The 11498-nt window shown below is 44.5% G+C and carries 10 protein-coding genes; 4 read left to right on the plus strand and 6 right to left on the minus strand.

Features of this window, described 5'->3' with window-relative positions; all coding sequences use genetic code 11:
• Window positions 1-529 (plus strand): chorismate synthase (locus tag VIP81_RS27515; RefSeq protein WP_331968994.1); only part of this gene is annotated, 529 nt, incomplete at its 5' end.
• Window positions 530-710: 181 nt separating this feature from the next.
• Here the strand turns inward: VIP81_RS27515 and VIP81_RS27520 are convergent.
• Window positions 711-1439, minus strand: coding sequence for an FKBP-type peptidyl-prolyl cis-trans isomerase (locus VIP81_RS27520; protein WP_331968997.1), 729 nt, complete (start codon window positions 1437-1439; stop codon window positions 711-713).
• 154 nt (window positions 1440-1593) lie between these two features.
• Here VIP81_RS27520 and VIP81_RS27525 point away from each other — a divergent pair, with 154 nt between their 5' ends.
• Window positions 1594-2778: an acyloxyacyl hydrolase gene (locus tag VIP81_RS27525; RefSeq protein WP_331969000.1), complete on the plus strand. Its 1185-nt coding sequence runs from the start codon at window positions 1594-1596 to the stop codon at window positions 2776-2778.
• Between the two features lie 76 nt (window positions 2779-2854).
• Here the strand turns inward: VIP81_RS27525 and VIP81_RS27530 are convergent, their stop codons facing one another.
• The 4 genes from VIP81_RS27530 to VIP81_RS27545 all read right to left on the minus strand — a co-directional run bounded on the left by VIP81_RS27530 (window position 2855) and on the right by VIP81_RS27545 (window position 6872).
• Window positions 2855-4747: a CocE/NonD family hydrolase gene (locus VIP81_RS27530; protein WP_331969003.1), complete on the minus strand. Its 1893-nt coding sequence runs from the start codon at window positions 4745-4747 to the stop codon at window positions 2855-2857.
• 85 nt (window positions 4748-4832) lie between these two features.
• The gene (locus tag VIP81_RS27535) at window positions 4833-5183 is read right to left on the minus strand and encodes an MmcQ/YjbR family DNA-binding protein (protein WP_331969006.1); all 351 of its coding nucleotides are present in this window, start codon (window positions 5181-5183) and stop codon (window positions 4833-4835) included.
• Between the two features lie 100 nt (window positions 5184-5283).
• Window positions 5284-6168: a hypothetical protein gene (locus VIP81_RS27540; RefSeq protein WP_331969009.1), complete on the minus strand. Its 885-nt coding sequence runs from the start codon at window positions 6166-6168 to the stop codon at window positions 5284-5286.
• Between the two features lie 191 nt (window positions 6169-6359).
• Window positions 6360-6872 carry a hypothetical protein gene (locus VIP81_RS27545; RefSeq protein WP_331969012.1) on the minus strand — a complete coding sequence of 171 codons (513 nt, stop codon included), beginning with the start codon at window positions 6870-6872 and terminating at the stop codon, window positions 6360-6362.
• A gap of 316 nt (window positions 6873-7188) precedes the next feature.
• Between VIP81_RS27545 and VIP81_RS27550 the strand changes: the two genes are divergently transcribed.
• Window positions 7189-8445, plus strand: a complete 1257-nt coding sequence (locus VIP81_RS27550) for an ectonucleotide pyrophosphatase/phosphodiesterase (protein ID WP_331969015.1) — start codon at window positions 7189-7191, stop codon at window positions 8443-8445.
• A 79-nt stretch (window positions 8446-8524) separates the two neighbouring features.
• A complete protein-coding gene (locus tag VIP81_RS27555; RefSeq protein ID WP_331969018.1) occupies window positions 8525-8878 on the plus strand; it encodes a hypothetical protein in 354 nt (117 codons plus the stop codon).
• Between the two features lie 90 nt (window positions 8879-8968).
• Here the strand turns inward: VIP81_RS27555 and gcvP are convergent.
• Window positions 8969-11498 (minus strand): aminomethyl-transferring glycine dehydrogenase (gene gcvP / locus VIP81_RS27560; protein WP_331969021.1); only part of this gene is annotated, 2530 nt, incomplete at its 5' end.

The raw sequence follows: 11498 nt of genomic DNA on the forward strand, positions 1-11498 counted from the left end.
CAATGCGGAAGAAGGACTGGAAGCAGCGATTGCTGCGAAAGACTCTGTAGGCGGTATTGTAGAATGCGTGGTGGATGGTTTGCCCATCGGACTGGGGGAACCTTTCTTTGATTCCCTGGAATCAGCGCTGGCACACGCCGTATTTGCCATCCCTGCCATCAAAGGCATTGAGTTTGGAGCTGGCTTTGCTGCTGCAAAAATGAAGGGACTGGAACATAATGATCCCATTATTGATAAAACGGGTAAAACCGCTACTAATCATGCTGGCGGCATTGTGGGCGGTATCAGCAATGGTAATCCGCTGGTGTTTCGTATCGCTGTTAAGCCTACGTCCAGCACTCCGAAAGAACAACATACACTGAACATCAAAAGCGGGGAAGTGGAAACTTTCAGCGTAAAGGGTCGTCATGATCTGTGCATTGCACTCCGTGTACCAGTGGTACTGGAAGCCGTAACCGCTATGGTTCTGGCCGACTTTATGCTGCTGGAACAACGCAGACCGCGGATTTTGTCTTACTCAGGATTATAATGATTTTGATGATCATCAGGATTTTTTTCCTGCAATTTATCAGGATTTAAAAAAGATTAGCGAAGATAAAAGCATATACCGCTTCCGTCTTCGCTAATCTTTTTTAATCTTACAAAATCACAGGGAAAAATCCTGATAATCATCAAAATCAGTATAATCCTGAGTAAGACAAAAACTCGCTTTACTGTTCTATTGCCAGCAATTCCACATCAAACACCAGCGTGCTTCCGGGGCCGATTTTCGGACCTGCACCACGATCGCCGTACGCCAGCTCAGACGGGATGAAAAGACGCCATTTAGAGCCTACAGGCATCAATTGCAGCGCTTCCGTCCAGCCTTTGATCACACCACCTACCGGGAAGGAGATCGGCTGACCTCTGTCCACAGAACTATCGAATACGGTACCATCAATCAAAGTACCGTGATAATGTGTTTTTACTTTGTCATTAATGGTTGGTTTAGGACCATCACCTGCTTTCAGGATTTCGTACTGTAAACCATCAGGGAGTGTTACCACGCCTGGTTTTACTTTGTTTTCGGCCAGGAACTTCAATCCTGCTTCACGGTTTTTTGCAGATTTATCAGATTTTAACTGCTGCAGATAATTACTTATGCTCATATCACATTGTTCTTTTGACAGTAATAAAGTTTGATTCTTTAGTGCATCCTGTATGCCTTTGGCTAACATGGCCGTATTGACATTATCCAATCCTTGTGCTTTCAGATTTTCAGCGATGTTGGCCCCTATACCATAGCTCACAGAATCCAGACGTGTTTTTAATACCGGTGCTTTAACGGCGCCTTTAGCGACAGTCTTGGCGGCTGGCTTTTTAGGTGTAGGTTTGGTTTGGCTGAAACCTTGAACAGACAAGCATCCCAGCGCACCGATGAACAGGTATTTTTTGTACATAAAAGAGTTGTTGTCAAAAATTTTATTTAAAATAAGGGTTTTATTGATGCCTGCAAGTTAATCAATAAAATATTTCACCGGGCAAGCCTTTTGCAGCAATGAACATTCCGGGGAGCCCCTTGTTTCCTCCCATGGTACGATTATCCGGCTTTTTATGAAGAAATATACCCTGTTGTTTTTACTTTTATTTTTCGGGAGATGGCTATCCGCGCAGGATACCACTGATTTGTGGACCAAAGCCAGGATGAATCCTAACCTGGGCAGCCATAAGTACATTGAGCTGAAACTCCATGGTGGCACGCATCTGTATGCAAGCGATGAGCTGAAAAACGCGCTGAATGACGGTTACAAGTCGCTCGAGCTGAGAATGGGCTGGCAGTCGACCGGGGAAAAAGCGTGGCAGCGTGTATTTAATTATCCAAGTTATGGAATTGGCTTCTACACTGGCGACATCGGCAACCCCACTATTTTGGGTAACCCCAGTGGGATATATTCTTTTTTTTATGCCCCCTTTCACCGCCGGAAGAAAAATTATTTTGAAGCAGGACTATCGCTGGGAATCACCTACGACCTGAACCCTTACGACTCTACCACCAACCCGCTCAATGACGCCATCGGTTCTAAACTGGATGTGTACTTTAATGTAGGGATTACCGGGGTGCTGAAAGTATCAGATTCATTTGACTTCCTGTATGGGGCCGACCTGACGCATTTTTCCAATGGCCGCACCCATACGCCCAACCTGGGACTGAATATGGTGGGCCTGAATCTCGGCGTGCGCTATCATTACAATACGATTCGCACCATTGTAAAAAAACAAATTGACCCCACTTACACCGCGCCACGACGTCCCACTTTTATCAATGCACCCATACCGGAACAGCTTCACTATAATGAAATCAGTGGCTATGCAGCTTTCGGCATCGTACAGGCGTCCAGCGATGAACACCTGGAGGCCTTCTATGGTACGGCTTCGCTGATACTGGAATATAATCGCCGCATTTCGCATAAAAGCAGCTTTGGCGGCGGCCTGGACGGTTTCTATGATGGCTCGCTGGGCTGGACATATCATCAGCTTTACGGACAGGTACGTCCCAGCGATAAAATGCTGATGGGTATTCACGCCGGCTATGTGCTGCACCTGAGAGACTTTGAAGTAAGGGCACAGATAGGCACTTATACCTGGAAACGCGATGGTGAAAAAGGGGATTACTTTATGCGCCTGGCATTGCGATACAATATTGGTAAATATGGATTTGTGCAGCTGGGGCTCAAAACCCAGGATGGCGTAGCGTCTGACTGGATCGAGTGGGGCGGGGGAGCGAAAACGAGATTCTAAAAGTAAAATGCCGCGAAAACCAACAAACATTGGTTATCGCGGCATTTACTAACAGCTAACAGCTAATAGCTAACAGCTACTTCACTACCGGCAGTATCACATTCGACGGATGCTGTGCATCGTGGTAAATGCGGATGGTTGCCTTTTTAAAATCTTTATCAGTGGCTTTATAGATATCCATGAACTGTTGCGGATTGCGGTCCGCGAGTGGGAACCAGCTGCTTTGTACCTGGATCATGATGCGGTGTCCCTTTAGAAAAGTATGGGCTACATCCGGCATGGTGAACTTTACCGTAGCAGGTTGGTTCGGTACAAATGCTTCGGGATTTTCGAGGCTGTTGCGGAATTTTCCTCTCATGATTTCTCCACGCACCAGCATCTGATAGCCGCCCATAGGGTAGGTAGCAGAGGGTACACGGCGATGTTCGCTGCTGGCCTCTTCTTCATATTTAAAATCATCCGGAAATACATCAATTACCTTAACAATGAAATCAGCATCCGTAGTGCTGGTGCTGGCAATAAGATCTGCCACCACCGGGCCTGCCAGCGTGATGTCGCCGGTCAGTACTTCACTTTCAAATACGGCAACATCCGGTCTGCGGGCAGCAAAGCGCTGATCATCTGTCATGTAGTTAATAGTGCGGTTAAAATGCACATCTTCTGTGTAAGGAACAGGTTTAGCAGGATCGCTTACATATTCGCTGAAACTATTGCTGTTAGCTGGCTTGGTGAAAGAGAGTTTGCCGTCTTCCTGCAGGTAAACAGGTTTAGGCTCCATATCAGCCGGAGGCCACTTAGGTAATTGTTTCCATTTGTTTTCACCGGTAAAAAAGATAGTGGCTTCTGCAATATCAGCCGCTGATCCTTTGCCCTTCAGGTAATAATTGAAGAACGGAATTTCTATGTTGTGAGTGTAATATTCAGCAGTATTACTGCCAAAGCGCACATTGCCCAGATGGGTACCATCATTGGAACCCCATTGACCATGATACCATGGCCCCATCACGATGCGGTTATTGGTAGCCGGGCTTTTCTCTTCAATTGCTTTATAAGTATTCCAGGCGCCGAAGCAATCTTCTGCATCAAATACACCCCCTACTTCCAGCATGGCGGGCTTTACATTTTGCACGAAGTTGCGCACATTGCGGGCTTTCCAGTAACTGTCGTAGGTAGGATGGTCGTACATTTCATGCCAGAAAGGAACACTGTCGCCAATGATTTTGGCGAAGTTAGGCAGTGCACCGGTTTCCAGGTAAAATTTGTAGTTATCGTGTGTATAGTAGCTGATCCCTTTAGGGCCCTCAGTGGTTGGTTTCGGATGCGGATGATCAAAAACGGTGTAGAAAGAGAAAGCATCAGCAATAAAGAATGCACCGTTGTGATGAAAATCATCTCCTATAAACCAATCCGTAACAGGCGCCTGAGGGCTTACTGCTTTCAGCGCAGGGTGACCGCTCAGTGCAGCCATGGTAGAGTAAAAGCCGGGATAGGAAGTGCCAAATACACCTACATTACCATTGTTGCCGGCCAGATTTTTTACGAGCCAGTCAATGGTATCATAAGTATCGCTGGCTTCATCAATATCTTTCTTCCCTTTTTTAGCAGGATTAAAAGGACGCACATTGACAAACTGCCCTTCACTCATCCAGGTACCTCTAACATCCTGTGTCACTATTATATAGCCTTCTTTCAGGTAGTTATTAAGGTAGCTTTTGTAGTAGGGACGAAAGTTGTTTTCACCGTAAGGAGCGCAGGAATAAGGCGTGCGCGTCATTAATATGGGATGTTTTTCCGATTGATCTTTGGGCAGGTAAACGGAGGTAAACAATTTAACCCCATCCCGCATCGGGATATATACCTCTTTTTTGGTGTAATGTTCGTACATCCAGAGGGAGTCCTGGTTAACGGCTTTACACGCAATAGGCAATAGGAACAGCGTGGCGCAAGCCAGCAGCAGCCATTTTCTCATAAACAGTTTATTTTAGATTCAGATTTTTGATCGTGGCTAAAGTAATAAAAAAATGTGGATAGCCCGGTGGGTATATGGGGAACGGTTATTGACCCAGTTTTTCCCTTTCTTTTTTAGGAAGACTGGCTACTACCAGGTTATACGAGTTTTTAATCCATTCCAGTATCAGTTTGTTGGCAATGCCGGAATGTACATCTACTGTATTCCAGTGTTTTTTATTCATGTGATAGCCGGGAATCACGCCTTCATATCGCTCGCGCAGCTCTACAGCTTCTTCCGGATCGCATTTCAGGTTAATGGATTGAAAGTCCGATAATCCGCTGAGGGCAAACACTTTGCCGCTGACTTTATATACAAGGGTTTCATCTCCGAAAGGAAATTCTTCGGTAACGCCGGGGAGAGAAAGACAATATTCCTGAAATTGAGCGAGGGTCATGGGTGATAATAATTTACTGATTTTTGGATGCGATTTAGTTGCATACAAAAATCAGTAAATTTTTGGAGATTATGTGTGCAGATATACGGCACGAATATTTTTAGAGACTACTTACCGGCGAATAATAAAACTCCCAGTTGATTGTTGAGGTAACTCCATCTACAGTAATTGTTTCTTTTCTTTTTCGGACATAAAAACCAGATGTGAATTCAATATCCTGAAAGACCGTAGTATTGTTACCCTCTGTTGTTTTGGTTACATTGGTACTGCCTGCATAGAAAGGATTAGCAGCTCCGATTATCACCAATAGGTAAGGATTTTTTTTGCCTATCGGGTATAATTTGTTGGGGGTATTCCCATATTCAAAATGTTTGGTGATTACTTTGTCAGAGACGATGGTATCAATGTTGGGAGTAGCAGGATCATATTTTGTCGTAATGCCTTCCATTTCAACATATACCAGTTTATCATCATCATATTTTCGGGTCTGAATATCGATCCATCGTAAATAACTAAGTATATTATTTTTTGAACCGGCATGCACGGTATCTAACATGCTAACAAATCTGCCACCATTGTCGAGTTTGAGTATGGTAGTATATGGCGACCAAATGGTACCATTGCTGTAATATATATTACCCACTATCCTTATCTGGCCGGCGGTCGTAATGGCCTGATTTTTTTCTGAAACACCGTTTTTAAAATAAAGAGAGGCGCCAGTGAATCCACCTTCATTGTCATATGTCATATCACAGTACTTATCTATTTCCCTTGTCGCATTAAAATGTATGTAGTGGATGATCTGTTGTTGCTTATTATAATAGAAGCTGTCCGTCAGCACCCCATTCTGGTGTATGGCGCTTAATACCTGATCATCCGGGCCGGGATCCGGAGGGGTAGTATCTTTTTTCTTACAGGCCATGGTGCCAAGCATTAATGACAATACAGTAGCGTAATATAGGACGCTTTTTTTCGAATATAGCATAGAGAACGGGTTGTAAAACAACTATGCGGCAAAACTAGGGATTAAATCGGGGACCTGGGGAGGAATATGTGGAGAAGTTATCCAGGGGGCCTAAAGGATTTAAGTGGATCTGGTAGAAGCTGTATTATTAAATAGCCCTGTACGTTAGTATATCAACGTACAGGACCCGGCACTTGAAAAACGATAATAAATTATTTCTTATTGATGCTAATGATCACACGGGAGTAGCGGGCATACGTAATTTCTACTTCCTGTCCTGCACGATATCCTTCGAGTGCACCACGCATCCAGTAAAACAAACGTTTTTTCTTATTCTCCAGCATGATCATAATATTGGTTTGTGAATCGTTGTTTTCCAGGTAAACGGCTTCCATCGCCGCATGCAGTGTACCTTTCTGTAAAGCAGTAAGATCCTTCTTAATGGCCCAGTAACGAATGTCTGTTACTTTAATCAATGCAAATATCAATGCTACCACAAAGCACAACAGCCATACCCAGAACCAAAGGTTTTTGAACGACAGGAGCGAATCATCTGCATCTCCCAGGTTATTGTGGGTATACAAGTAAATTTGCGGGATAACAGCTGCGATCAATAATAACCCAAAACCTATAAGGGCAAATTTGGCTAACTGTTGCTTGTTTCTCTTCAGCGCATCCTGTAATAAAAAGTGTTCCTCAGTTGTAATAAAGGTGTAGTCAGACATAGTTGTTAGATGGTTTTTCAGTAAGCTAATATATAGATAAACAATTAATTAATTAATATTATATATATAATTTTTTATTTTGTGATTATCATTTTGCTTGTTTGTGCTGGTTTTGGGATAATATGTGTTAAAATATTATTACATATTTTGTGGGATGAACATAAATGTGGCTACCTATTTCGTCCCTTTTATTAACGTATTTATAATTTATGCATGTCGCTTTGAGTCAAAATAGTTTTCTAATTTGCGCTCCTTTATAACCCATCCTCTGTTATTCTTCCCCATTTAATTAGCTGTTAATCATAAAACGACATTTGTGAAAAGGATTTTTTTATTTGCCGCTGCCCTGCTGATGATCAGCATTAAGAACTATGCACAGGACACGGCCCAACTAAAGGTAGAAGGACGGAAAAACAGTGCTACACAGCAAACCAAGCCCTACGTGATCATGATTTCCATTGACGGTTTCAGATATGATTATGCAGAAAAATATAAAGCCAGTCACCTATTACAATTATCCGGAGCAGGAGTACGCGCTACTGCCATGCAACCATCTTTTCCATCACTGACTTTCCCTAACCATTATTCACTGGCCACCGGATTGTATCCCGCACATCACGGCCTGGTAGATAATCTTTTTTACGATCGGAAAAGAGACGCAGTATACAAAGTTGGTAACCGCGATGCCGTAGAAGATGGCACCTGGTACAGTGGTGTACCATTATGGGTGTTAGCAGAAAAGCAACAAATGATCAGCGCCAGCTATTTCTGGGTGGGCTCTGAAAGCGCCATACAAAATGTAAGACCCACTTATTACTTTAAATACCAGGAAAAAACCGGCATAGACCAGCGCATTCAACAAGTAGTAAACTGGCTGCAGCTACCGGAAGAAGAACGCCCTCACCTGATCACATTTTACTTCCCGGAAGTAGATCATATGGGGCATAGCTACGGCCCCGATAGTGATAGCGTTCGCAGCGCCGTGCAATTTGTAGATGCGGCTATCGGTAAAATGGTCGCCGCTGTGAATAAACTCGACCTGCCGGTAAATTACATCGTAGTATCCGATCATGGTATGCTGGCAGCAGATACCGTGAATACCATACAACTGCCTGTAGTACCGGAATTGCAACCACTGAAAATAATGGCCGGTAACGAAAAAGTAATGCTGTATGGCAAGAATGAAGAGGAGATAAAAACCGCTTATGACTATCTTAAAAAACATGAAAACCATTATACCGCTTACCTGAAGAATGAAACACCGGAAAGATGGCATTACGGACAGGAGGATGTGTATAACCGCATCGGTGATATTATTCTGCTGGCAGAAGCGAATTATGCATTCGATACCGCCGGAAAAAAAATGCATCGCGGACATCATGGCTATGATAATAATCTTACTAACATGAACGCCGTGTTCATGGCCTGGGGGCCCGCTTTTAAGTCCAATACCCGTATTGCCACATTTGAAAACGTACATGTGTATCCGTTAGTAGCGAAAATACTGGGCCTGGATATTACACAACCGATAGATGGGCGCCTGGAAGTACTGGAACCCATTTTGAAACAATGAGTACACGAAAAAAATAAGTAGTTGTGATATCTTTATAAAATGCTAAAAGCAAATTATTTAAAATCCGCCTTTATCCGGAATGGCGAAGATCGAACTGCAGGAAAATGAAGAGGCATTGATTTGGTATCAGGAGGAAAATCGCTATCTGATGGTGACCAATCAACGATTGATTTTTCAGAATAGCTTCACTAACAATGAGCGGGCCATATTGGATTTGACTCAAATTAAAGGAGTGAACTATGTAATAAAGGAACAAGAAGCAGTCAGTCCTCCCTTTAAAATGACAGTATTTGCGGTAACTGATTTCGCAGGTAACAGACATTTGCTCAAGGTAGAAGCACATAATCCTGCTTTTGGAGGTATTTTCCAGTTATTACATGCTGCTATCCGAAAGAATTCGGCGCGCAAAAAAATAGACGATACCATATTGTAAGAATAGCGCCAACGGCAACTTTTCATGAGTGTAATTGCCATAATGAAGGGTTGACCAACTGGTCAACCCTTCATTATTTAAGCCCGCTACTTACGCAGTTGCTTCTTCATATGCACTTGCTGGTTCGCAGGTACAAATCAGGTTTCTATCGCCGAACGTATTATTGATACGGCTTACAGAAGGCCAGAATTTATTTGCTTTCACATATTCCAGTGGGAATGCAGCCTGCTGGCGGCTGTATGGACGGGTCCATTCGTCAGCAGTGATCACCTGTTGGGTATGCGGAGCATGTTTCAGTACGTTGTTTTGTTTGTCGGCAGTTCCCTGCTCTACTGCGGCAATTTCTGCGCGGATAGACAGCATGGCATCGCAGAAGCGATCCAGTTCACCTTTATCCTCACTTTCAGTAGGCTCAATCATGATGGTGCCCGGAACCGGGAAACTCATCGTTGGCGCGTGGAATCCGTAGTCCATCAAACGTTTGGCCACATCTTCGGCTTCAATACCGGCAGATGCTTTGAACGGACGAAGATCTACTATGAATTCATGCGCACAGGTGCCGTTAACACCAGTATACAAAATATCATATGCTTTTTCCAGTCTTGCCTTCATGTAGTTGGCATTCAGGATAGCGTATTCAGAAGCTAATTTTACTCCTTTGAATCCAAGCATACGGATATATGCGTAGGAAATCAGCAGGATGCTCGCAGAACCAAATGGTGCTGCAGATACAGCGTTGGAAGGTTTGCCTTCATTCAGTGTCACGTGACCAGGCAGGAATGGCGCCAGGTGTTTTGCCACGCAGATAGGGCCCATGCCAGGACCACCGCCACCATGAGGAATAGCGAAAGTTTTATGCAGGTTCAGGTGACATACGTCAGCACCAATCAGTCCGGGAGCGGTTAAGCCTACCTGAGCATTCATATTGGCGCCATCCATATATACCTGTCCACCATGTTCGTGAATGGTAGCACAAATTTCTTTCACACTTTCTTCGTATACACCATAAGTAGATGGGTAAGTGATCATGATACCAGCCAGGTCATTGCTATAGGCAGCTGCCTTTGCTTTCAGATCTGCTACATCGATGTAACCGTTTTCCAGTGCTTTTACGATCACTACCTTGTAACCCGCCATTACTGCAGATGCAGGATTGGTACCGTGTGCGCTGATAGGAATCAGCATCACATTACGGTGGCCCTGACCTCTGCTCTTCTGGTATTCGCGGATCACCAGCAAGCCGGCATATTCACCCTGCGCACCACTGTTAGGTTGCAGACTGCATGCGTCAAAACCGGTAATCTTGCTCAGGTATTCACCCAGTTCGGTAGCCATCTGTAAATAGCCACCCACCTGGTTAGTAGGTGCAAAAGGATGCATTTTGCTCCAATGTGCCCAGCTCAATGGAATCATCTCGGTAGCTGCATTCAGTTTCATGGTGCAGGAACCCAGAGAAATCATGGAAGTATTCAGCGACAGATCCTTGTTTTCCAGCATCTTCAGGTAGCGCATCATTAATGACTCACTGTGATGACTGTTAAACACCGGGTGCAACAGGTAAGGAGAGGTACGTTGTAAGTCAGTTGCAATGCCGGTAGTTCCGTTGGAAACTTCGGTTACATCTGTTTTGCCGGCACCAAATACCTGCAAAATGTCATTTACATCGTCAATCGTTGCTGTTTCATCCAGGGAAATACCTACGTTACCATTAGCAAAGTAACGGAAGTTGATACCTGCTGCTTCAGCGGCTGATTTTACATCAGCACCTGCTACTACGATGGTATCAAAGAAGTTGTCTGCTAACAGTGTCAGCCCCTTCGCTTTCAGCTTGCCAGCCAGTGTGTTGGTTAGCAGGGAAATGCGGGTAGCAATATTTTTCAACCCTTCCGGACCATGAAATACCGCATACATAGCGGCCATGTTAGCCAGCAATGCTTGTGCAGTACAGATGTTGGAAGTTGCTTTTTCACGTTTGATATGCTGTTCCCGTGTCTGCAATGCCATACGCAATGCACGACCGCCGTTGGCATCAATGCTCACGCCAATGATACGGCCGGGAATAGAACGTTTGAAATCATCCTTTACCGCAAAAAATGCAGCGTGCGGACCACCAAAGCCCAACGGAACGCCAAAGCGTTGCGCGGAACCAAAAGCCGCATCAGCGCCCATTTCACCCGGAGACGTCAGCAGGGTCAGTGCCAGCAGGTCTGTTGCCACACCCACAAATGCACCCACCGCATGTACGCCGTCTATAAATGCACGGTAATCAGCAGTAGCCCCTACGTTATCAGGATACTGGATCAGCGCACCAAAATAAGATTCATCAAAGGAAGCTGTTTTGTAGTCGCCTACTACTACTTCAATCAGCAGCGGTGTAGCACGGGTATAAATTACATCCAGCGTTTGCGGATATACGTTATTGTCTACAAAAAACTTTGGCCTGGTTACATGATCATGATCCTTGTTCAACGCATTGAAAAACATGGTCATAGCTTCAGCTGCCGCAGTCGCTTCATCCAGCAGGGATGCATTGGCAATTGGGAGTCCTGTCAGATCACATACCATGGTCTGGTAGTTCAGCAGACTTTCCAGTCTACCCTGTGAAATCTCAGCCTGGTAA

This window comes from Chitinophaga sp., assembly GCF_036566945.1.
GTDB lineage: Bacteria > Bacteroidota > Bacteroidia > Chitinophagales > Chitinophagaceae > Chitinophaga.

Coding starts and splice junctions, on each gene's coding strand:
- VIP81_RS27520 (WP_331968997.1), bottom strand. CDS start 1,439: ATGTACAAAAAATACCTGTTCATCGGTGCGCTGGGATGCTTGTCTGTT.
- VIP81_RS27525 (WP_331969000.1), top strand. CDS start 1,594: ATGAAGAAATATACCCTGTTGTTTTTACTTTTATTTTTCGGGAGATGG.
- VIP81_RS27530 (WP_331969003.1), bottom strand. CDS start 4,747: ATGAGAAAATGGCTGCTGCTGGCTTGCGCCACGCTGTTCCTATTGCCT.
- VIP81_RS27535 (WP_331969006.1), bottom strand. CDS start 5,183: ATGACCCTCGCTCAATTTCAGGAATATTGTCTTTCTCTCCCCGGCGTT.
- VIP81_RS27540 (WP_331969009.1), bottom strand. CDS start 6,168: ATGCTATATTCGAAAAAAAGCGTCCTATATTACGCTACTGTATTGTCA.
- VIP81_RS27545 (WP_331969012.1), bottom strand. CDS start 6,872: ATGTCTGACTACACCTTTATTACAACTGAGGAACACTTTTTATTACAG.
- VIP81_RS27555 (WP_331969018.1), top strand. CDS start 8,525: ATGGCGAAGATCGAACTGCAGGAAAATGAAGAGGCATTGATTTGGTAT.